Raw genomic sequence first — 20,973 nt, 5'->3', positions numbered from 1 at the left:
GAACCGGAGCAACCCGGTGCGGATTGGATCTTTGTTCATCGCATGACGATGCGGTGAACCGGCATCCAAACCACCGGATCATGCTCTGGCACCATGGCAAAGCTCGCAGCTTATCGCGCCAAGCGCGACTTCACGAAAACCTCGGAGCCGGCAGGCAAGGCCTCCCGGCGCCGCGGCGCCTCCTTCGTCGTGCAGAAGCACGATGCCTCTCGCCTCCACTACGATTTCCGTCTTGAGCTCGACGGCACCCTGAAGAGCTGGGCGGTGGCCAAGGGCCCGAGCCTGGTCAAAGGTGAGAAACGCCTCGCCGTTCAGGTCGAGGACCATCCCCTCAGCTACGGCGATTTCGAGGGCACCATTCCCGAAGGCCAGTATGGCGGCGGTACCGTTCTGCTGTGGGACCGTGGAACCTGGGAGCCGGAGGGCGACCCGCATGAGGGCATCGAGAAGGGCCGCCTCACCTTCCGCCTCGACGGTGAGAAGCTGCAAGGCACCTGGCATCTGGTCCGCATGGCCAAGCGCCCGCGTGAGCGCCAGGAATCATGGCTCCTGATCAAGGCCGACGATTCCTATGCCCGCACAGAGGACGATCCGGATATCCTCGAGGAGGCTCCCTTGTCGGTAAAGACCGGCCGTTCGATTGAGGAGATCGGACCTGCTCAGCCAGCGAAGAGCCCCGCCAAGCGGAAAGCCCCAGCGAAGAAAGCGGCCGCAACGAAATCCGACAAACCCGCGAAGCGCGCTGCCGCTTCCGCCAAACCCGCCAAGGACGATGGCGCCGTCGACGTGGCCGGCGTGAGGCTGACCCATCCGGACCGGGTACTATGGGAGGACCAGGGCCTCACCAAGCAGGAGCTGGCCGAGTATTATCTGGACATCGCCGAGTGGCTTCTGCCGCATCTGGCGAACCGCCCCCTCACGCTCATCCGCTGCCCAGGCGGCGCAGAAAAGAAATGCTTCGTCCAGCGTCATTCCTGGGCAGGCATGAGCGATTTCATCCACCGTACCATGATCCCGGACAACAGCGGCGAGCACGAGGCTCTGTCTGTCACCGACATCCAGGGCGTCGTCGCCCTCGTGCAATCCGGCGTTCTGGAGATGCATGTCTGGGGCGCGACGCTGTCCGATCTGGAACGGCCCGACCGCCTCGTCTTCGACTTCGATCCGGGCGAAGGCGTGGAATGGCCGCGCGTGATCGAAGGAGCGCTTGCGCTTCGCGCCCGCCTGGAAGCCATGGATCTTGCAAGCTTCGTCAAGACCACCGGCGGCAAGGGACTTCATGTGGTCGTGCCCCTCAAGCCGAAGGCCGAGTGGAAGGATGCCCTCGCTTTCACCCGAAAGATCGCCGAAGCGATGGCCGGCGACGAGCCCGAGCGCTACACTACGACCTCGGTGAAACAGGTACGGGAGGGCAGGATCTTCATCGACTACCTGCGCAACAACCGCGAGGCTTCGGCGGTGGCACCCTATTCGACCCGATCCCGCCCAGGCGCTCCCGTCGCCACGCCTGTGGACTGGAAGGAACTGACGCCCGATCTCAAGCCCAACGGCTACACAATCGACAATATCGGCAGGCGTCTTGCCTCGCTCAAGCGGGATCCCTGGGCCGATATGGGCAAGATCGATCAGGTTCTGCCTGAGATCCGAGCCTCGAAGAAAAAGCGGTAAGCTCAGAAAACGGGAGCCTTGATCCCTTCCGCATCGAGAGCCTTCTGAACGGCCGGCCGGGCCAGCACCCGTTCCGCGAAGGCGTTCAGGTTCGGGATGCTGCGCGGCGGTCGCGGCATGCCACGCCCCCAGCGGATCAGCATGAACAGGAACAGATCGGCAGCGGAGAAGCGCTCGCCGAGAAGCCATGTTTTGTCGCCGAGCTGCTGCGAAATCACGTCGAACATGCGGTCGAGGCGCTGCCCGGCAGCTTCCTTGACACTCGGCGCGGCTGCCTCGTCAATCACATGTTCATGCGGATAGAACCAGGCGCGATACTCGACCTGCGGCGTGTTCGTCAGGTGGATCATCCACCTGTAGAACGCTGCCCGCTCCGCCGTTCCGGACGCAGGAGCAAGCCCTGCCTCCGGGAATCTGTCGGCGAGATACAGAGCGACGGCGGCGGTTTCGAACAGGACGAGGTCGCCATCCACCAGAACCGGTATGCGGCCGCTCGGATTAAGCTTGAGATACTCGGCACTCTTCTGGGCGTTCTGCCCGCGATCCACGAGGCGCAGCTCGAATTCCACCCCGATCTCCCGCAGCATCATGTGCGGCAGCAGGCTGGCGTTGCCGGGATAATAGTAGAGAGCAAGCATCGCGAGCGCCTTTCGAGCATCACAAACCGTTTTCTTGTTACGGCTAGCCCTCTGCCCCGTAAAGGTGGCTTCGGAAACCATCCAAGGCTTCCTTTCCGGGTCGCTCGCCCTATCGTCCTCGTAGCGACAGGGAGAGTGGATATGGCGGATCGGGTGCAGGACTTGATTGAAAAGCTCCAGGTGAAGCCGGGAGCGAAGGTCAAGTTGAAGGACCACGATCCGCGGGACAAATCCCATTTCAAGGATGAAGAGGAAACGAAGGTGGGGACGGCGGCTCTCGCACGGGAGATCGACGTCCTCCAGGACCGTCTCTATGCGGAAGGCTCGCGCGCCCTGCTGGTTGTCCTGCAGGGCACGGACACCGCCGGCAAGGACGGCACCATCCGGGGCGTCTTCAACGCGACAGGTCCCCTCGGCGTCTCGGTCCATGCCTTCGGCGCGCCTTCGACGCTCGAACTGGAGCACGACTACCTCTGGCGCGTCCATGCCGCCTGCCCGCGACGCGGCACCATCGGCATCTTCAACCGCTCGCATTACGAGGACGTCCTGATCGGCAGGGTCAAGAAGCTCGCGCCGGAAAAGATCATCGAGCAGCGCTACGACCAGATCAACGACTTCGAAAAGATGCTCGTCGAGACCGGCACGACGATCCTGAAATTCATGCTGCATATTTCCAAGGACGAGCAGAAGGAAAGGCTTCAGGAGCGCCTCGACGATCCGGAGAAGCGCTGGAAGTTCAACCCCGGCGACCTCGAGGACCGGAAGCTTTGGGACGATTACCAGGATGCCTACGAGGTCATGCTCGCGCGGTGTTCGACGTCATGGGCGCCCTGGTACGTGATCCCGGCCGACCGCAAATGGGTGCGCAACGCGGCCATCGCGACCATCGTCCGCGCAACGCTCGACGAGATGGATCCGCAATATCCGAAGGTCTCCTGGAAGCCGAGAGATTTCGAGATCGAATAAAGTCAGATGGGTGCCGGATACGGGATAGGCCTCTGTGCCCGAGGCGCTCATGATGAGGTTCCCATCCACAGCGGGAACTGAACTTTCGGATGGACTTGCCGAGGGCCGGTTTAAGCGCGACAATAATCCTTATGAAAAGCATTCTCGTTCCGATCGAAGACCACGGCATCGTCGAACCCCAGCTGGAGACTGCCCTGCAGTTGGCCCGCATGTTCGACGGCTATGTCGAAGGGATCGCGATCACCCCGGATTATCCGGTCGTTCTCCCCGTCGACATCGCCATCGGCGTGCCCTCCCCGATCACACCGGAGAACCGCCTGGAGATGGCGCGGGCCTGCCGGGAGCGCTTCGAAGCCTTCATGACGACGAAGCAGATCTCGCGCTCAGTCGCAGGCGTGACGGGGCCGAGTTTTGGCTGGCGCCAGGACGGGCTGATGGAGGACGCCTTTCTCGGCGCCTATGGAAGGGTTTTCGATATCGCGGTCGTCGGGCGCCCCGACGGGTCCAACGGCCAGACTCGCCTCTCCACGGTTGAAGCCGCCCTGTTCGAGACGGGACGCCCAGTTCTGATCGCTCCACCTGTGCCGACCCGGACCTTCGGCGAGACCGCCGTCATCGCCTGGAACCGGAGCACGGAAACGGCCCGCGCCGTTCTGGGATCGATGCCGCTGCTCAAGAAGGCCCGGCGCATCGTCGTGCTCGAACTCGACGATTGGGGCGTGCCCGGGCCCTCCGGGTCGGAGCTGGCCCGGCACCTGAGAATGCACGACCTGCCCGCCGAGACCGTCATGGCGCCGGACCCATCGAACCGGCCCGGCGAAACCATCCTGACTGAGGCGACGGCGCTCGGCTGCGACCTTCTCGTCAAGGGCGCCTATACCCAAAGCCGCCTGCGGCAGATGTTCTTCGGCGGCGCCACGAGCCATATTCTGAGCAACACGGCCATGCCGGTTCTGATGGCCCACTGAGAGGACATATCGCTTCCATGTACAGGGATGTCGCCGTTGTCCTCGACGATCGCTTCAGGCGCCTGTTCATCGGATCGGCGCGGCTGGAAAAGCTGGCGGAGGGCTGCCGCTGGGCGGAAGGGCCCGCCTATTTCCCGGCCGGGCGCTATCTGATCTGGAGCGACATTCCCAACGACCGCATGATGCGCTTCGACGAGACCTCGAATGCGGTCAGCGTCTTTCGCCATCCTGCCGGCCATTCCAACGGCAACACGGTCGACCGCCAGGGCCGCCTCGTCACCTGCGAGCACGGCAACCGGCGTGTGAGCCGGACCGAGCATGACGGCTCCATCACCGTGCTGGCGAGCCACTATCAAGGCAAGCGCCTCAACAGCCCCAACGATGCGGTGGTGAAATCCGACGGGTCGATCTGGTTCACCGACCCTGCCTATGGCATCGATTCCGACTACGAGGGCCACAAGTCCGACAGCGAGGTCGGCGCCTGCCATGTCTACCGCATCGATCCGCAGTCGGGCGACGTGTGCATCGTCGCCGACGACTTCGTGCGTCCGAACGGGATCGCCTTCTCGCCCGACGAGCGGCGTCTCTATGTCGTCGATACCGGCGCAACCCATGTGGCGGACGGCCCGCGCCATATCCGCGTCTTCGATGTCGACGACAAGGGAAATCTCTCCGGAGGCGGCGTCTTCGCGACCTGCACGGAGGGCCTGTTCGACGGTTTCCGGCTGGACGAGGCGGGGCGAATCTGGACCAGCGCCGGCGATGGCGTCCATTGCTACGAGAGCGACGGCACGCTGATCGGCAAGATCCTGGTGCCGGAAGTTGTGGCGAACGTGGCCTTCGGCGGCCCGAAGCGCAACCGCCTCTACATCTGCGCCACAACCTCGCTCTACGCAATCATGCTGCCGGTCAATGGCGCCAAGACGTTCTAGAGCAACGGCAGTTCTGACGGAGTCGCTAGGGCTATGCGACGTGGCGGCTTCGTGATTCACTCATCTCGACCCTCTTCTGGGAGGAGATGAGCGATGACCAAGTCCTACTCGCTGGATCTGCGCCGCCGGGTGGCGCGCTTTGTTGAGGCCGGGCATTCCTGCCATGAAGCCGCCCGCCACTTCGAGGTCTCGGTCGCGTTCGTGGTGCGGCTGATGGCGGCGTATCGGGCCACCGGCAGCCTGGCCGCTAAACCGGAGGGCGGCTGGCGCTACTCCAAGCTCGACCCGCATCGTGAGTTCCTGCTCCAGCGTGTCGCCGAGAAGGGCGACATCACCATGTCCCAACTTGCCGCAGAACTCCTGGTCCTCGGCACGACGGTCACGCCCGCGTCGATCTCGCACTGGTTCATCCGCCAGGGCTACAGCTTCAAAAAAAACGCTGCGGGCCAGCGAGCAAGAACGCTCCGACGTGCGCCAGGCCCGCGAGCATTGGTACACCAAGCGCCAGCCGCGCATGCGCCAGGAGCCGCACCGGCTCGTGTTTCTCGATGAGACCGGCACATCCACCAAGATGACGCGTCTGCGCGGCCGCTGTCTGAAAGGGCAGCGCCTGTATGCCAAGGCGCCGTTCGGCCACTGGCTGACCCAAACCTTTGTCGCCGGGCTGCGCTACTGTGGTCTGACGTCTCCTTGGGTGATTGATGGGCCGATGACCCGGCAGATCTTCGAGACCTATGTGGAGACCCAGCTCGCCCCGACCTTGTCCAAGGGCGACGTGGTGATCCTCGACAACCTGCCGGCGCACAAGAGTGAGAGGGCGGCGGACTGCCTGAAGCAACGCGGCGCCTGGTTTCTGTTCCTGCCGCCGTACAGTCCGGATTTGAACCCAATTGAGCAACTCTTCGCCAAGATCAAGGCGCACCTGCGCAAAGCCGAAGCCCGCACCTTTGACGCGCTCTGGCGGACCATTGGGGACATCTGCGATGGGATCGAGGCCGAGGAATGCCGAAACTACTTCACCAACGCAGGTTATGGATTCGTCTGAACCGCCGGTGCTCTAGCTGGTTACACCGTCGCGCCCTTCGACTGTCATGAGGGTGGCCATCAGCAGGGCAATCCGCTTCTCTCGACCCTCATGCAGGGCGAACACGTCGGTCTGCGCGAGGGTAATCGTTCTCCCAGCCTTGACGACATTGCCCCGCGCCGTGATGCGTTCGCCGATGCCCGGCGCCATGAGATTGATCTTGAACTCGACAGTGAGAACCCCTGCAGCGGGCGGCATCAGAGTCAGAGCCGCGTAACCGGCGGCGGAATCAGCAATGCTGGCCAGCGCTCCCGCATGTACGAAGCCGTGCTGCTGCGACACGGCATTGGATGTGGGCAGCGAGATTTCCACGAGGCCGGGAGCAACACGAATCAGCGATGCGCCCAGCGTCACCATCAACCCCTGGCGCGCGAAGCTCGCCCGCACCCGCGCCTCATAGTCGGGATCTTTCGGTGTCGGATCATTCATATGGGTCTCTCCGGATGTCTTCGACCTAAGTCAGACCTCAAAAGCCTTGGAATCAAGCCTATTTTCCCTCATTGATCCGGCCCATGAGTTCCTCCGGTTCGTCTTCCGCCCAAAAAGTCCGCTCGGGCACGCTCGTCGGCATCGGCCTAATGCTGCTGGGCGTGTTCATGTTCGCCCTGAACGACGTCATGGGAAAATGGCTCGTGGCCACCTATTCCGTCGGGCAAGTCCTGCTCCTGCGCAGCATCGCGGCCCTTGCGGTTCTCCTGCCCATCATGCGCCAGCGGAAGGTGCCCTTCGCCATCCCGCCGCAGCCGGGCCTGCATGCTGTCCGGATCACGCTGTCGACCCTCGAGGTCGCGTGCTTCTACTGGGCCGTCACCTATCTGCCGCTTGCGGACGTGATGACCTATTACCTCGCCGGGCCAATCTACGTGGCGGCCTTTGCGGCCTTCTGGCTCGGCGAGAGGATCGACAAGCCTCGCATCATCGCCATCGGGCTCGGCTTCGTCGGCGTTCTCATCGCGCTTCGCCCGTCGCCGGCCACCCTGTCGCTGCCGGCCCTCATCGCCCTCGCCGGAAGCCTTTTCTACTCGCTCCTGATGATCACCACCCGCAAGCTGCGGGAAACGGACGACGCGACGCTCGTGTTCGGCCAGATTCTCGGCACCCTGATCTTCGGCCTCGTTGCCGCACCGCTCGCCTGGGTCACGCCCGGGCCGCTCGATCTGGCAGGTCTCTTGGTCCTCGGCATCGTGTCCATGGCCGCCCATGTCTGCGTCAACCGTTCGCTAAAGATAGCGCCGGCCTCCGTGGTCGCGCCCTATCAATACACGCTGATCGTCTGGGCCATCGTGCTCGGCTATCTGGCGTTCGGCGACGTCGTCGGTTTCTGGACGCTCGTCGGAGCCGCCATCATCTGCGGTGCCGGACTGGCTTTGATCCTCCTGGAACGCGAGGCCGCCCGTCGCGGCCGCGAGGCGAAGGACATCGAGACACCCGTGCTGCCGGAGGCCTGATTCAGGCGCGGCAATAGTGTGTCGCTTCTCCTGCAGATGGTCCGAGAGTCGAACTTGACAGGGGAGAAGGCAAAGCAGTCAATGACCCCACAAAACATGGGGAGTCCGATGCGTCTGAAGCTCACGATTACTGCCGCTGCGGCAGGAATTTTCTTTGCCTCCGCAGCCTTCGCGCAAGACATCAAGATCGCTCTGATCGCCGGCAAGACCGGACCGCTCGAGGCTTATGCCAAGCAGACCGAAGCCGGCTTCATGATGGGGCTCGAATATCTCACCAAAGGCACGATGGCGGTGGGCGGCCGCAAGATCAACGTGATCGTGAAGGACGATCAGCTCAAGGCCGATCTCGCCAAGACCTTGCTCGAGCAGGCCTATAACGACGATGACGTGGATCTTGCCGTCGGCACCACATCGTCTGCCGCGGCCCTCGCGATGCTGCCGGTGGCCGAGGAGAACGGCAAGGTGCTGATCGTGGAGCCTGCGGTCGCCGATGCGATCACCGGCGAGAAGTGGAACCGCTTCATCTTCCGCACCGCACGCAACTCGACCCAGGACGCCTATGGCGCCGCCGCGGCCGTTCCGGCGAGCGGCGACGTGTCCATCGCCACGCTCGCGCAGGATTATGCCTTCGGCAAGGACGGCGTTTCGGCCCTCAAGAACGCCCTCGCCCAGATCCGTCCGAATGCGAAGGTGGTGTTCGAGGAATACGCTCCGCAGAACGCCACGGACTTCACCGCGTCCGCGCAGCGCATCTTCGACGCGCTCAAGGACAAGCCGGGCAAGAAGATCATCAACATCATCTGGGCCGGCCAGCATCCGCTGCCGAAGATCGCCGACCTGAAGCCGGAGCGTTTCGGCATCGAGGTCGCGCCCGGCGGCAATATCCTGCCGGCCATGCAGATCTACAAGAATTATCCCGGCATGGAAGGCGCGGTGTATTACTACTATGCCTTCCCCAAGAACGCGATGAACGACTGGCTCGTGGCCGAGCACCAGAAGCGCTACAACGCGCCGCCGGACTTCTTCACCGCCGGCGGCTTCGCAGCCGCATCCGCCGCCGTTACGGCCATTCAGAAGGCTGGCGGCACCGACACCGAGAAGCTGATCACGGCAATGGAAGGCATGACTTTCGAGACGCCGAAGGGGCCTATGACCTTCCGCAAGGAAGACCATCAGGCCCTGCAGGACATGTATCACTTCAAGGTCAAGGCCAACGGCAAGGACGCGAACGACCTGCTCGATCTCGTCGCCACCATCCCGGCCGACAAGATGCCGATCCCGGTTCGCAACAAGCGCTAAGCAGCGATCTGTGACATTCGGAACGACGACGACGCCCGCGCTCGAAACGCGCGGGCTTACCATTCGCTTCGGCGGCCATGTGGCCGTCAACGACGTGTCGTGCCGGTTCAAACCCGGCACGCTCACCGCCATCGTCGGCCCCAACGGTGCCGGCAAGACCACCTATTTCAATCTCATCTCCGGCCAATTAAAAGCCAGTTCGGGGCAGGTCATCGTTGGCGGCGAGGACATCACGGGTCTTGCGCCGTCCGCGCGCACGCGGCGCGGGCTGGGGCGGGCTTTCCAGCTCACCAACCTGTTTCCTCAGCTCACCGCGCTGGAAAACGTGCGCCTTGCCGTGCAGAGCCGCGCCGATGCGGGCTGGTCGCTCTTCAAGGTGTGGAACACCCGACGCGACCTGATCGAGCAGGCCGAGAGCGTCCTGGAACGGGTGCGGCTTTCCGACAAGCGCCACATCGCACCGAAAGCCCTTTCGCATGGCGACCAGCGCAAGCTCGAAGTCGCGCTTCTGATCGCCATGGAGCCGAAGGTCTTCATGTTCGACGAGCCGACCGCCGGCATGAGCGTCGACGAGGCGCCGACGGTGCTCGAACTCATCCACGACATCAAGCAGCGCGGGGATGCCACGGTGCTTCTCGTGGAGCACAAGATGGATGTGGTGCGCTCGCTCTCCGACCGCATCATCGTGCTGCATAACGGCACGCTCGTCGCCGACGGCGAGCCCGCCGAGGTCATCGCCTCGCCGGTGGTGCAGGAAGCCTATCTCGGCGTGGAGGTCGCCCGTGACTGAGCCCCTCCTGCAGCTTTCCGGCGTGCATACGCATATCGGTCCGTATCATATCCTTCACGGCGTGGACTTTGCTGTCCCCGCGGGCGAGCTGACCATGCTGCTCGGCCGCAACGGCGCCGGCAAGACGACGACGCTGCGCACCATCATGGGCCTGTGGCAGGCCTCCTCCGGCCGCATCGTTTTCGACGGCCGCGACATCACCTCGGCATCCACGCCCGACATTGCGCGCTCGGGCATCGCCTATGTGCCGGAGGCCATGGGCATCTTCACCGATTTGACGGTGCGCGAAAACATCGTGCTCGCGGCGCGCAGCGGGCCGGTCGACAAGAAACGGCTCGACTGGATCCTCGGCCTGTTCCCCGCTCTCAAGCGCTTCTGGAACCTGCCGGCGGGCAATCTCTCTGGTGGGCAGAAGCAGATGCTCGCCATTGCCCGCGCCATCGCCGAGCCACGGCGTCTCCTGCTCATCGACGAACCGACCAAGGGTCTCGCGCCCGTCATGGTGCGCTCCATGATCGAGGCCTTCAAGGCTCTGAAGGCCTCAGGCGAGACGATCCTGTTGGTGGAGCAGAATTTCTATGCGGCCTCGGCGCTCGGCGATAATGTGGTCGTCATGGACGACGGGCGCATCGTGCATGCCGGCGCCATGCGCGAGCTTGTCACGGACAAGAACCTGCAACAGCGTCTGCTCGGTCTCTCTCTGGATGCGCATCAATGAGCGACATGACCGCTGATACATCGGCCGCCACTGAGCTGCCCCGCGCCAAGATGGACTGGCTCCCGCTGCTCCTCGTTCCGGCCCTTGCGCTCCTGGCGCTGCCTTTCGTCGGCAGCCCCTCGACCTGGGTGACGCTCACCGTCGCCGGGCTCGCCATGGGCATGATGATCTTTCTCATGGCCTCGGGCCTCACCCTCGTCTTCGGCCTGATGGACATCATCAATTTCGGCCACGGGGTCTTCATCTCGCTCGGCGCCTACGCCACGCTTCTCGTCCTCGGTCCCCTGGCCGGATGGGCGCAGGCGGATTCCGTCGGGCTCAATCTCGCGCTTCTGCTGCTCTGCATCCTGTGCGCCATGACGGTGACGGGTCTTGTCGGTGCGGTCTTCGAGCGGGTGATCGTCCGCCCGGTCTATGGCAGCCATCTGAAGCAGATCCTCGTCACCATGGGCGGGCTGATCGTCACCGAGCAGGCGATCCACGCGATCTGGGGCGCCTCGCCGATCCCGATCCCGCTGCCGCAATCCCTGCGCGGCGCCTTCGTTCTCGGCGACATCGTCATGGAGCGCTTCCGCGTCGTGGCTGTTGTCATCGGGTTGGTGGTCTTCTTCGGCATGCAGCTGCTGCTCAACCGCACCCGCATCGGCCTGTTGATCCGGGCCGGCGTCGAGAATCCCGAAATGGTGGAGGCCCTCGGCTACCGCATCCGCCGGCTCTTCGTCAGCGTGTTCATCGCCGGCTCGGCGCTCGCGGGCCTAGGGGGCGTCATGTGGGCCTTCTACCGCCAGACGCTCACTGCCGGCATGGGCATGGAGGTGATGGTGCTCGTCTTCATCGTCATCATCATCGGCGGCCTCGGCTCGGTCGGCGGTTGCTTCGTCGGCTCGATCCTCGTTGCGCTCGTCGCCAATTATGTCGGCTTCATCGAGCCCAAGCTCGCGTTGATCTCCAACATCCTCGTCATGGCCCTCGTCCTGATCTGGCGTCCTGAGGGCCTGTTTCCGGTGGCCCGCCGATGAGCACATCCCCTGCCCGCGCCCTTCCCTTCGACGAGACCCGCCGGCGGGGCGGCATCTTGAGCGCGATCCTGTCCTCAGACCTGCCTCGTTCGCGGGTGCTGAGCGTCATTCTCCTTGCCATCCTGCTGCTGCTCGCCGCGACGCCCTTCCTCTTCTCCGGCAGCCAGCCTGTCGGCACGGCGGCCAAGATCTGCGTCTTCATCGTGCTGGTCGCGAGCTACGACCTGCTGCTCGGCTATTCGGGCATCGTTTCCTTCGCCCACACCATGTTCTTCGGCATCGGCGGCTACGGCATCGCGATCGCCCTCGAGCGCATGGGACCGACCTGGAGCTCCGCCGCCATCGGGCTCGTCGCAGCGCTCGCCCTGTCTGCGGTGCTGGCCGTCGCCATCGGCCTGCTCTCGCTCAGGGTGCGCGCCATCTTCTTCTCGATGATCACCTTGGCAGTCGCCTCGGCTGCTGCGGTTCTGGCCTCGCAGTTGTCGGATATCACAGGCGGCGAGGACGGCCTGTCGTTCCAGTTGCCTCCGGCGCTGCGCCCGGCCTTCCGGCTGTTCTCCGAGCCTGTCTTCGGCACGGCGATCAACGGGCGGCTGCTCGCCTATTACCTCGTCTTTTTCGTCTCGCTGCTCGTCTTTCTGACGCTGCTCCGGATCGTGAACTCGCCGTTCGGTCGCGTGCTGCAGGCTATCCGTGAGAATGAGTTCCGCGCCGAGGCGCTTGGCTACCGCGTAGTCGCCTATCGCACGGCCGCCTCCGTCATCTCGGCCCTGGCCGCAACGATTGCCGGCGCCCTCATGGCGCTCTGGCTGCGCTATAACGGGCCGGACACCACCCTCTCCTTCTCGATCATGGTCGACATCCTTCTCATGGTAGTGATCGGCGGCATGGGCACCATGTATGGTGCGGTCATTGGTGCGGCTTTGTTCGTCCTGGCGCAGAGCTACCTGCAGGTGCTGATGGGCGCCGGAAGCGCGGCCCTGGCCGGCATCCCCGTCCTGCCGAACATCATCCATCCCGATCGCTGGCTGCTGTGGCTCGGCGCCCTGTTCGTCGTCAGCGTCTACGCTTTTCCGGGCGGCATCGTCGGGCGCTTAAGGCAAGCGAGGCGATAAAGGTTAGGTCCGGAAACCTTAGCGAGCCTCGAACCGTTTTCTCTCGAAAGAGCGGAGGAGACGTAATGAGCCGTGCCTTTGTTCGTGAAACCGAAGGCGGAGAAGCCTTCGAGGACCTGCCGGACCGGACGGTCAGCCAACACCATCTCGTCACACCCTCGGGCCTTGCCCAGATGGATGCGGAGATCGAAGACCTGCAGAAGCGTCACACCGACGCTCAAGCCTCCGACGACAAGGCGGAACTGGCACGTCTCTCCCGCGACCTGCGCTATTGGTCTGCCCGGCGCGCCTCGGCGGAGGTAGCCCCTCCTCCCACGGATGCCTCTCATGTCCGCTTCGGTGCGCGCGTCACGTTCGAGCGCGAGGACGGCCGGCGGCAGACCTATCGGATCGTCGGCGAAGACGAGGCCGATCCGGCAAAGGGAAGCCTCTCCTATGTCTCCCCGCTGGCTCAGGCCCTCATGGGCAAGGAAGTCGGCGACGTGGTGCCGATCGGGCAGACAACGGCGGAGATCGTCGAGATCGGATCCTGATCCCGGAATGCACTAGCGAGGCGCGGATGCGGCCGCGTAGTGGGCGCGCTTCGCCTCGTACATCAGGAGATCGGCCCGCTTCACGATGGCCTCCAGCCGCTCACCTGGCCGGCTTGTCGCTGCACCCATGGCGAAGCTGAGAGGCAGGCCGGTATAGAACTGGTTGTTGACCTCGAGCAGGTTCTCGATGCCGTCCATCACGACCTTGGCGTCCCGCTCGTCGGTTCCCGGCATCAGTAGTGCGAACTCATCGCCGCCGATACGGGCGGCATAGGAGGGCTTGTCGACGGCCTTGCTGAGCACTTCGCCGGCGCGACGCAGCAGCGCGTCGCCGGCCGCATGCCCGAGTTGATCGTTGGCGGCTTTCAGGCCGTTCAAGTCGATGATGACGACAGTAACCGGGAATGGCCCCTTGCGCTCCAGTCGGTTCAGTTCGTCGACGTAGAAGGTGCGATTATAGAGCTTGGTCAGAACGTCGTGCTTGCCGAGATATTCGAGATAGGCCTCGGCCCGCTTGCGCGCGGTGATATCCGTCAGCGCCACCTGCACAAGCGACCAGTCCTTCTCGTAGCCGGGCAGCACGGAGAACTGCAGATGCAGATGAAGCTCATCGCCCGAGAGGGAATAGTTCACCACCTCGCGCTGCTGAAAAATCTTGCCGTTCCAAAGATCGATCAGCTGCTCTCTGAAATGCTCCCGCATCTCGTCACGAAAGACGTCGCCTAGCCGCATCAGCAGGGTCTGCTTGTCGGGGGACGAGAACAGCTCCAGCGTATGCCGGTTGACGTCGATCACGCGGATCTCGCTCATGCAGCGTGAGACGAATTCCGGATGCACGTCGGTGAAGACCCGAAAGTCGCTGATTCCCTGCCAACGCACATCGTCCAGGAGCTGCTTGACCGCGCTGAAATCCTCCACCCACAGCGAGACCGGCGAATGCTCGAACAGGCCGCGGGCGTAGGTTTCGCTGGTGGAGAGCTGCCTGCGCGCGGCTTCGCGCTCGGTCACATCCTCGATGGCGATCAGGACGCGATCCCACCTGCCCTCGTGCCCGGGCAGGACGCTGCCCTTGAGCTGGATGTCGAGCCTGCGCCCGGACAGGGTATAGTTCACCGTGTTGCTGAAGAACTCCGCGCGCCCTTCCCAGAGCTGCACGAGTTCGTCGATGTGAGCCTTCAGCATGTCATTGCGAAAGATCCGGTCGAGATTACCGACCAGATGCGACAGGTCATCCGCTTCGAAGAGGCTGAGGGTCCGGCGGTTCACCTTGATGACACGGATCTGGCTCGAGCAGGCCTCGACGCGTGTCGCATCCTCCAGGAGATAATCCCGCAGCGAGATCACGCCTTCCGCACGCCAGCGTTCGAAGAGCGCCTTGAGGCCGCTGTAATCCTCGAGCCAGAGGGAAACCGGCGCCAGCTCGAACATCTCGGCGTCGTCGGCGAACTCGCTCGACGACGGAACGGCGAACCTCTCGGTTTTGGAGTGCAGCATAGAAGACCTGCTGATGAACCTGATTCCAGTTGCTATTCAGCGCAGAGGAGCAATGTAATACTAGATCGAGAAAGGCCGATTTTCCGCCCTTTCCGAAGGTTGTCGGGCCGGTAGGCATTCTTGCAACACTGTTGATTTGTCGCAGGTCTTTCGATGACTTACCGCAGGCTTGGGACGATGGCTGTCGCCTCGATTTCGAGACGAGCCTTCTTCTCCACGAGACGTACGACTTGAACCAAGGCCATGGCAGGATAATGGGCGCCGAAGACCTCGCGATAGGCGCGGCCCAGGTCGCGGAGGTGTTCGAGATACTCGTCGATATCGACGACATACCAGGTCAGCCGCACGAGATGCCGCGGCTCGGCCCTGCCCTCGGCGAGAATGGCGCGAATGTTCTCGAAGGTCTGTCGCGCCTGCGCGACGAAGCCATCGGGAAATGTCTCGGTCTCGTCCCAGCCGACGATGCCGCCGGTCACAAGAATCCGACCTTCGGCCATCATGCCGTTGGCATATCCCTTTGGTGTCGGCCAGTGCTTCGGGTTGAGGACTTCGGGTCCATCGTCGATTCCAGGCATGGGAGTGCCTTCTATGGCGGCTGTCATTGTTGTTTCTCCCTTATTGACGGAGCACAGCGTCGCGAGTGCCGGAGCGTTGGGCTTCCACCATCTTCAGCATTTCGCGCGCGATCACGATTTTCTGCACCTCGGTCGCACCCTCGTAGATCCGCAGGGCGCGGATTTCCCGATAAAGCTCTTCGACCCTGACGCCTTTTGTGACACCGAGGCCACCGAAGATCTGCACCGCCTTGTCGATCACGCCCTGCGCGGTCTCGGTGGCATGCATCTTCGCCATCGCCGCCTCGCGCGTCACCCGCGGCGCGCCCTGGTCCTTGGTCCAGGCGGCGCGATAGACGAGGAGCGCGGCGCTGTCCACGCCCGTCGCCATGTCGGCGAGAGAGGCTTGCGTCATCTGCAGATCCCCGAGAGGAGCGCCGAAGAGCTTGCGCGAAGCGGCATGCTGCAGCGCCTCCGACAGAGCCCGCCGCGCGAGACCGAGGGCGGCAGCACCAACCGTCGAGCGGAACACGTCGAGGGTGGCCATGGCGACCTTGAATCCTTCACCCGGCCCACCGATCCGCTGCGAGAGCGGCACCCGGCAATTGTCGAAGCGCAGGGTCGCGAGCGGATGCGGCGCGATGACATCGATTCGGTTCTCGACAATCAGTCCCGGCGACTGCGCGTCGACCACATAGGCGGAAAGTCCCTTCGCACCGGGCGCTTCGCCGGAGCGGGCGAAGACCACATAATGATCGGCGATCCCGCCATTGGAGATCCATGTCTTCACGCCGTCGATCCGAACGTGATCCGGCCCGTCCGGCATCGCCGTGGTGCTCATGGCGGCGACATCGGACCCGGCTTCCGGTTCCGAGAGCGCGAAGGCCGCGATAGCTTCGCCCCGAGCCACCGGCGGCAGATATCTGGCCTTCAGCACATCGGAGCCGAACAGAGTGATCGGTCCCGTACCGAGTCCCTGCATGGCAAAGGCGAAATCCGCCAGCCCGTCGTGAAACGCGAGCGTCTCCCGAGCCAGGCAGAGCGTGCGGACATCGAAAGATGCGAAAAGCCCGCCATAGGCCTCAGGCACGACAGCCCTGAGCCAGCCGGCTTCGCCCATGCGCCGCACGAGGCGGCGGCAGGAGGCGTCGACGTCGTGGTGATCGACGAGCGGTTTGACGTCGCTCGCCGCCCAGGCGCTCAGGTCGTTGGCGAATTGCCGGTGGCGGTTTTCAAAGAACGGCCAAGAGAGAAAGCTCGCGTCGATCACGTCAATCTCCCTGGAACACCGGCTTTTCCTTGGCCGCGAAGGCGCGATAGGCGCGGGCGAAATCTTCCGTCGTCATGCAGAGTGCCTGCGCCACCGCTTCCGCCTCGATCGCCTCCTCGACCGACATCGCCCATTCCATCGCCAGCATGCGCTTCGTCATGGTGTTGGCATAGGTCGGGCCCGTGCCGATCGTACGCGCGAGAGCCCGCGCTTCGTCGAGAAGCGTGCCTGCCTCGACGAGGCGGCTGAAGAAGCCCCAGCGCTCGCCTTCCTCCGCGCTCATGAAGCGGCCGGTATAGAGCAGCTCCGAGGCGCGGCCTTGGCCGATGATGCGGGGAAGGATGGCACAGGCGCCCATATCGCAGCCGGCGAGGCCGACCTTGTTGAACAGGAACGCTACCTTCGCCCCTGGCGCCGCAAGACGGAGATCGGAGGCCATGGCGACGATGGCGCCGGCGCCGGCGCAGATGCCTTCGACCGCCGCAATGATCGGCTGCGGCGCGGCGCGCATGGCCTTCACCAGTTCGCCGGTCATGCGCGTGAAGGCGGTAAGCCCCTTCGTGTCCATCTCGACAAGCGGGCCGATGATCTCGAATACATCGCCGCCGGACGAGAAATTGCCGCCTGCTCCGGTCACGACGATAGCTTTGACGTCCTCGTCCTTGGCGCAGGCATGGAAGAAGTCGGCCAGCTCGCGATAGCTCTCGAACGTGAGCGGATTCTTCTTGTCAGGGCGGTTGAGCGTGACCGTCGCAACGGGTCCATCGACCGCCAGCAGGAAGTGTCGCGGCTCATAGGACGAGAGCGGCAGGGTGACGGAATTGGCGAATTGCGTCACTGGTCGTCTCCCATGATCGCCCGGCGGGCGGACAATTTGGTTTTCGCGAGCAGCCGCATGAGATCGTTGCGATCCTTGGCGTTAAGATCTCCGAAGAGATCGGCGATCCAATGCTCATGCTCGCCTGCCATGGTGCGGAACTCGGCGCGGCCCGCCTCGGTCAGGCTGATGACCATCGCGCGTCGATCAGTCGGAGAAACGATCCGCGCGATGTGGCCGGATGTAACGAGCCGGTCGACGAGGCCGGTGAGGTTGCCGTTCGATACCATCATCCGCTTCGACAGATCGGACAGGGTCATCCCATCGGGCGCCTTGTCGAGCTGCGCCATCAGGTCGAAGCGGGGGAGCGTGACGTCGAAGCGCTCGCGCAGGCGGCGGCGCACCTCGCCTTCGATCAGCGTGGAGCAGGTGAGAAGCCGCAGCCAGAGACGCAGCTCCTCCCGGTGATCCTCCGGCATCTCGACCGCCTTGGTTTCGGCGTCGAGCGGAATGGCGTGATCGTCCATGTTCAGATTTCCCCCCCAGCCACCGCAATGGCCTGTCCCGTTACGGAGCGCGCGCCTTCGCTGCACAGCCAAAGCACGGCCTCGGCCACCTCCGACGGGTTGATGAGCCTGCCCTGCGGGTTGTGCTTCACGAGCTCCGCCAGCGCCTCCTCGCGGGTTCTGTCAGTCTTCTCCATGATGCGCGCCAAACTCTCGGAAACGAGGTCCGTATCCGTGAAGCCAGGGCAAACCGCATTCACCGTGACCCCGTTCCTTGCGGTTTCCAAAGCCAAGGCGCGGACGAAGCCGACCACGGCATGCTTGGCGGCGCAATAGGCGCTCACATAGGGATAGCCCTTGAGGCCTGCGGTCGACGCCACGGCGACGATGCGCCCGAAGCCCTTCTCCGTCATCGATCCCAGCACAGCGTGGGCCGTATTGGTGACGCCGAGCAGGTTCACATCCAGCATCTGCCGGAACATGTCCGGGCCTGTCTTCATGAAGGGCGCCGAGGCGGCCGCTCCGGCATTGGCAATCAGCAGATCGACGGGGCCGTAGCGAGCGACGGCGTCCTGAACGGCCGCCTGGACCGCCTCCCTGTCCGTAATGTCGGCGACGGCAGCGGCGTGCGCATCGCCCTGCACAATTGCCAGTTCGAGCGTTGCTGGACTGCGGCCGACGATTGTGACGGTCGCGCCTGCCTTCACGAGACAGCCGGCGATGGCGCGTCCGATCCCGCGTCCGCCACCCGTCACCAATGCATGCCTGCCTTTGAGACTTGTCATGGTCATCTCATTCCGCAGCGAGAGGCTTCTCGCCGGCCTCCAACTTCAATTCGGCGCGCGTCTTCGGCTTCGCCTTCACCTTGAGATCCTCGAGATCCTGCCGATCACGCACGGAGTTGCGGAAGATCTGATCCCTGCCGGCCAGATACTGCGGCGGGCAGTGGATGTCCTTCGCGCCGTACCAGGCAGCGGCCTTCATGGTGAAGGTCGGATCGACCAGATGCGGCCGGCCGAGCGCAACGAGATCGGCGCGGCCGGCGGCCAGGATCGTGTTCACCTGATCGGCCGCCGTGATGTTGCCGACGCACATGGTGGCGACCCGCGCCTCGTTGCGCACCTGATCCGAGAACGGTGTCTGGAACATGCGCCCGTAGATCGGCCGCGCCTCACAGACCGTCTGGCCCGTCGACACGTCGACGAGATCGACGCCGTGCTCTGCAAAAGCACGGGCGATCTCGACCGCATCGTCGCCGGTGACGCCGCCTTCAGCCCAGTCGGTCGCCGAGATGCGCACAGACATGGGCTTGTGCGCTGGCCAGACCTCGCGCATGGCGTCGAAGATTTCCAGCGGGAACCGCAGACGGTTTTCGAGGGAACCGCCGTAGTCGTCCGTGCGGCGGTTGGTGAGCGGCGACAGGAAGCTCGCCATCAGGTAACCGTGGGCGCAGTGCAGCTCGAGCATGTCGAAACCGGCGCGCTCGCCGCGCTGCGCGGCATCCACGAATTGCTGCCTGATCAGGTCCATGTCGGCGCGCGTCGCTTCGCGCGGCATCTGGCTGTCGGGGAAGTAGGGAATCGGCGAAGCGGAGCAGATGTCCCATGCTCCCTCATCCAGCGGGCGATCCATGCCCTCCCACATGAGCTTGGTCGCGCCCTTGCGCCCGGAATGCCCGAGTTGCAGGCAGAACTTCGTGCCAGAGTTGGCATGAACGAAATCGACGATCCGCTTCCAGGCGGCCTCCTGCTCGTCGTTCCACAGGCCCGTGCAGCCGAGGGTGATGCGCGCCTCCGGCGAGATGCAGGTCATCTCCGTGAAGACCAGCCCCGCCCCACCCATGGCGCGCGAGCCGTAATGGACGAGGTGGAATTCCCCGGGCACGCCGTCCTTCGCGGAATACATGTCCATGGGCGACACCACGACGCGATTAGGAACGATCATCTCCCGCAGACGGAAGGGCTGAAACATCGGCGCGCTCGGGCTCTCGGTCGAAACGTCGAAGCCCTGCTTCTGCACCTGTCTTGTAAAGGTCTTATCAACGGCGGCAACGAAATCCGGCGCGCGCAGGCGCAGGTTGTCGTAGGTGATCGCCTTGGCGCGGGTCATGACGCCGAAAGCGAACTGCACCGGATCGAAATCCCAGAAGCGCGCCACGTGCTCGAACCAGACTAGGGACACATCGGCCGCGTGCTGCGTCTTCTCGACCTCCTCGCGCCGTCCAGTCTCGTAGAGCGACAATGCTCCTTCGACGCTCGGCTCGCGGCGGAAAGCCTCGTAGAGCGCAATGGCATCCTCCATCGCAAGCTTGGTGCCCGAGCCGATGGAGAAATGCGCCGAGGCCTTGGCGTCGCCGAGCAGCACCTTGTTGCCCATGACCCAGCGCTTGCTGCGGATCATCGGGAAGTTGCGCCAGATCGAGCGGTTGGTGAGAACGCGGTGACCGCCGAGGAACCAGCCGAAGATCTCTTCCATGAGCGCCGCCGATTCAGCCTCGCTCTTGTCCTTCAGCCCGGCCCGCTCGAAGGTCTCGGGGTCGGTCTCGAAAACCCAGGTCGAGCGGTTCGCTTCATATTGATAGGCATGGGCAATGAACGGCCCCCATTCCGTCTCCTGGAAGATGAAGGTGAAGGCATCGAGCGGCTTGGTGGAGCCCATCCAGGTGAACTTGTTCGGCCGAAGGTCCACCTCCGGCTCGAAGTGATCTGCATAGCGCTCCCGGAAGCGGCTGTTGATGCCATCCGCCACGACCACGAGATCTGCGTCCGCGAAGAGGCTCTCGTCATCCACGTCGGCTTCGTAGCGCAGCCGGACGCCGAGCTCCTCCGCACGATCCTGCAGGATCAGCAGCAGGGTGCGTCGCGAGCAGCCGCAGAAGCCGTTGCCGCCGATCCGGTGCTCGGTGCCACGGAAATGGATGGCGATGTCGTCCCAATAGGCGAATTCCCGGACGATGCGCTGATAGCTCGGCAGGTCGTACTTCTCGAAATTGTCCAGGGTCGCGTCGGAAAACACGACGCCGAAGCCGAATGTCTCGTCGGCGCGATTGCGCTCATAGACCGTGATGTCGGATTCCGGCCGGAGCTTCTTCTGCAGGATCGCAAAGTAAAGTCCAGCCGGGCCGCCGCCGATGATCGCCGTCTTCATGAGGTTC

Annotated in this window: 21 protein-coding genes; 12 read left to right on the top strand and 9 right to left on the bottom strand. The window is 63.8% G+C overall.

Going from position 1 to position 20,973, the window contains the following annotated elements; genetic code table 11:
• Positions 1–93 precede the first annotated feature (93 nt).
• Positions 94–1,668, top strand: coding sequence for a non-homologous end-joining DNA ligase (gene ligD, locus BB934_RS20350; protein WP_099511255.1), 1,575 nt, complete (start codon positions 94–96; stop codon positions 1,666–1,668).
• A gap of 2 nt (positions 1,669–1,670) precedes the next feature.
• Here the strand turns inward: ligD and BB934_RS20345 are convergent, their stop codons facing one another.
• On the bottom strand, positions 1,671–2,306 hold the full coding sequence (locus tag BB934_RS20345) for a glutathione S-transferase family protein (protein WP_099511254.1): 636 nt from the start codon (positions 2,304–2,306) through the stop codon (positions 1,671–1,673).
• Between the two features lie 141 nt (positions 2,307–2,447).
• On the opposite strand from BB934_RS20345, the gene BB934_RS20340 reads away from it, so the two are divergent.
• From BB934_RS20340 to BB934_RS20325, 4 genes are all read left to right on the top strand, one after another.
• Positions 2,448–3,272 carry a polyphosphate kinase 2 family protein gene (locus tag BB934_RS20340; protein ID WP_099511253.1) on the top strand — a complete coding sequence of 275 codons (825 nt, stop codon included), beginning with the start codon at positions 2,448–2,450 and terminating at the stop codon, positions 3,270–3,272.
• Between the two features lie 131 nt (positions 3,273–3,403).
• A complete protein-coding gene (locus tag BB934_RS20335) occupies positions 3,404–4,240 on the top strand; it encodes a universal stress protein (RefSeq protein ID WP_157934236.1) in 837 nt (278 codons plus the stop codon).
• 17 nt (positions 4,241–4,257) lie between these two features.
• Positions 4,258–5,172, top strand: coding sequence for an SMP-30/gluconolactonase/LRE family protein (locus BB934_RS20330; RefSeq protein ID WP_099511251.1), 915 nt, complete (start codon positions 4,258–4,260; stop codon positions 5,170–5,172).
• 93 nt (positions 5,173–5,265) lie between these two features.
• A protein-coding gene (locus BB934_RS20325; protein ID WP_237050029.1) for an IS630 family transposase occupies positions 5,266–6,217 on the top strand; the annotation gives its coding sequence in 2 pieces (ribosomal slippage) (positions 5,266–5,601 and positions 5,603–6,217; 951 coding nt in all).
• Positions 6,218–6,229: 12 nt separating this feature from the next.
• Here the strand turns inward: BB934_RS20325 and BB934_RS20320 are convergent.
• Positions 6,230–6,685, bottom strand: coding sequence for a PaaI family thioesterase (locus BB934_RS20320; protein WP_099511250.1), 456 nt, complete (start codon positions 6,683–6,685; stop codon positions 6,230–6,232).
• Between the two features lie 83 nt (positions 6,686–6,768).
• Here BB934_RS20320 and BB934_RS20315 point away from each other — a divergent pair, with 83 nt between their 5' ends.
• From BB934_RS20315 to greA, 7 genes are all read left to right on the top strand, one after another.
• Positions 6,769–7,704, top strand: a complete 936-nt coding sequence (locus BB934_RS20315) for a DMT family transporter (RefSeq protein ID WP_099511249.1) — start codon at positions 6,769–6,771, stop codon at positions 7,702–7,704.
• Positions 7,705–7,812: 108 nt separating this feature from the next.
• Complete coding sequence (locus BB934_RS20310; protein ID WP_099513081.1) at positions 7,813–9,003, top strand: substrate-binding domain-containing protein; 1,191 nt, start codon at positions 7,813–7,815, stop codon at positions 9,001–9,003.
• Positions 9,004–9,013: 10 nt separating this feature from the next.
• A complete protein-coding gene (locus tag BB934_RS20305; RefSeq protein ID WP_099511248.1) occupies positions 9,014–9,793 on the top strand; it encodes an ABC transporter ATP-binding protein in 780 nt (259 codons plus the stop codon).
• Positions 9,786–10,511: an ABC transporter ATP-binding protein gene (locus BB934_RS20300; protein WP_099511247.1), complete on the top strand. Its 726-nt coding sequence runs from the start codon at positions 9,786–9,788 to the stop codon at positions 10,509–10,511. The genes BB934_RS20305 and BB934_RS20300 overlap by 8 nt, the downstream gene beginning before the upstream one ends.
• Complete coding sequence (locus BB934_RS20295) at positions 10,508–11,530, top strand: branched-chain amino acid ABC transporter permease (RefSeq protein ID WP_099511246.1); 1,023 nt, start codon at positions 10,508–10,510, stop codon at positions 11,528–11,530. Before BB934_RS20300 ends, BB934_RS20295 begins: the two co-directional genes overlap by 4 nt.
• Positions 11,527–12,645: a branched-chain amino acid ABC transporter permease gene (locus BB934_RS20290; RefSeq protein WP_237050028.1), complete on the top strand. Its 1,119-nt coding sequence runs from the start codon at positions 11,527–11,529 to the stop codon at positions 12,643–12,645. Before BB934_RS20295 ends, BB934_RS20290 begins: the two co-directional genes overlap by 4 nt.
• Positions 12,646–12,710: 65 nt before the next feature.
• The gene (gene greA / locus BB934_RS20285) at positions 12,711–13,178 is read left to right on the top strand and encodes a transcription elongation factor GreA (protein ID WP_099511245.1); all 468 of its coding nucleotides are present in this window, start codon (positions 12,711–12,713) and stop codon (positions 13,176–13,178) included.
• A gap of 12 nt (positions 13,179–13,190) precedes the next feature.
• Here the strand turns inward: greA and BB934_RS20280 are convergent, their stop codons facing one another.
• The 7 genes from BB934_RS20280 to BB934_RS20250 all read right to left on the bottom strand — a co-directional run bounded on the left by BB934_RS20280 (position 13,191) and on the right by BB934_RS20250 (position 20,966).
• Positions 13,191–14,672: a sensor domain-containing diguanylate cyclase gene (locus tag BB934_RS20280; protein ID WP_099511244.1), complete on the bottom strand. Its 1,482-nt coding sequence runs from the start codon at positions 14,670–14,672 to the stop codon at positions 13,191–13,193.
• A 158-nt stretch (positions 14,673–14,830) separates the two neighbouring features.
• Positions 14,831–15,274, bottom strand: coding sequence for a RidA family protein (locus tag BB934_RS20275; RefSeq protein WP_099511243.1), 444 nt, complete (start codon positions 15,272–15,274; stop codon positions 14,831–14,833).
• A gap of 13 nt (positions 15,275–15,287) precedes the next feature.
• On the bottom strand, positions 15,288–16,496 hold the full coding sequence (locus BB934_RS20270; protein ID WP_099511242.1) for an acyl-CoA dehydrogenase family protein: 1,209 nt from the start codon (positions 16,494–16,496) through the stop codon (positions 15,288–15,290).
• 1 nt (position 16,497) lies between these two features.
• On the bottom strand, positions 16,498–17,334 hold the full coding sequence (locus BB934_RS20265; protein ID WP_099511241.1) for an enoyl-CoA hydratase family protein: 837 nt from the start codon (positions 17,332–17,334) through the stop codon (positions 16,498–16,500).
• Complete coding sequence (locus BB934_RS20260; RefSeq protein ID WP_099511240.1) at positions 17,331–17,840, bottom strand: MarR family winged helix-turn-helix transcriptional regulator; 510 nt, start codon at positions 17,838–17,840, stop codon at positions 17,331–17,333. The genes BB934_RS20265 and BB934_RS20260 overlap by 4 nt, the downstream gene beginning before the upstream one ends.
• Before the next feature lie 2 nt (positions 17,841–17,842).
• Positions 17,843–18,610: an SDR family NAD(P)-dependent oxidoreductase gene (locus BB934_RS20255; protein WP_099511239.1), complete on the bottom strand. Its 768-nt coding sequence runs from the start codon at positions 18,608–18,610 to the stop codon at positions 17,843–17,845.
• A gap of 1 nt (position 18,611) precedes the next feature.
• Entirely contained in the window at positions 18,612–20,966 is a 2,355-nt protein-coding gene (locus BB934_RS20250) for a bifunctional salicylyl-CoA 5-hydroxylase/oxidoreductase (RefSeq protein ID WP_099511238.1), read from the bottom strand.
• Between the last annotated feature and the right edge of the window lie 7 nt (positions 20,967–20,973).

The sequence above is a fragment of the Microvirga ossetica genome, assembly GCF_002741015.1.
In the GTDB taxonomy this organism is placed as follows: domain Bacteria; phylum Pseudomonadota; class Alphaproteobacteria; order Rhizobiales; family Beijerinckiaceae; genus Microvirga; species Microvirga ossetica.
Note: the sequence above shows the minus strand (reverse complement) of the source record. Positions and strands in the feature narration are given on the sequence as shown.

Bases quoted from the DNA above. Each gene is read 5' to 3' on its own strand.
- BB934_RS20315 (WP_099511249.1), top strand. From the start codon at position 6,769: ATGAGTTCCTCCGGTTCGTCTTCCGCCCAAAAAGTCCGCTCGGGCACG.
- BB934_RS20275 (WP_099511243.1), bottom strand. From the start codon at position 15,274: ATGACAGCCGCCATAGAAGGCACTCCCATGCCTGGAATCGACGATGGA.
- greA (WP_099511245.1), top strand. From the start codon at position 12,711: ATGAGCCGTGCCTTTGTTCGTGAAACCGAAGGCGGAGAAGCCTTCGAG.
- ligD (WP_099511255.1), top strand. From the start codon at position 94: ATGGCAAAGCTCGCAGCTTATCGCGCCAAGCGCGACTTCACGAAAACC.
- BB934_RS20320 (WP_099511250.1), bottom strand. From the start codon at position 6,685: ATGAATGATCCGACACCGAAAGATCCCGACTATGAGGCGCGGGTGCGG.
- BB934_RS20250 (WP_099511238.1), bottom strand. From the start codon at position 20,966: ATGAAGACGGCGATCATCGGCGGCGGCCCGGCTGGACTTTACTTTGCG.
- BB934_RS20345 (WP_099511254.1), bottom strand. From the start codon at position 2,306: ATGCTTGCTCTCTACTATTATCCCGGCAACGCCAGCCTGCTGCCGCAC.
- BB934_RS20330 (WP_099511251.1), top strand. From the start codon at position 4,258: ATGTACAGGGATGTCGCCGTTGTCCTCGACGATCGCTTCAGGCGCCTG.
- BB934_RS20255 (WP_099511239.1), bottom strand. From the start codon at position 18,610: ATGACCATGACAAGTCTCAAAGGCAGGCATGCATTGGTGACGGGTGGC.
- BB934_RS20290 (WP_237050028.1), top strand. From the start codon at position 11,527: ATGAGCACATCCCCTGCCCGCGCCCTTCCCTTCGACGAGACCCGCCGG.
- BB934_RS20295 (WP_099511246.1), top strand. From the start codon at position 10,508: ATGAGCGACATGACCGCTGATACATCGGCCGCCACTGAGCTGCCCCGC.
- BB934_RS20335 (WP_157934236.1), top strand. From the start codon at position 3,404: ATGAAAAGCATTCTCGTTCCGATCGAAGACCACGGCATCGTCGAACCC.
- BB934_RS20260 (WP_099511240.1), bottom strand. From the start codon at position 17,840: ATGGACGATCACGCCATTCCGCTCGACGCCGAAACCAAGGCGGTCGAG.
- BB934_RS20280 (WP_099511244.1), bottom strand. From the start codon at position 14,672: ATGCTGCACTCCAAAACCGAGAGGTTCGCCGTTCCGTCGTCGAGCGAG.
- BB934_RS20310 (WP_099513081.1), top strand. From the start codon at position 7,813: ATGCGTCTGAAGCTCACGATTACTGCCGCTGCGGCAGGAATTTTCTTT.
- BB934_RS20340 (WP_099511253.1), top strand. From the start codon at position 2,448: ATGGCGGATCGGGTGCAGGACTTGATTGAAAAGCTCCAGGTGAAGCCG.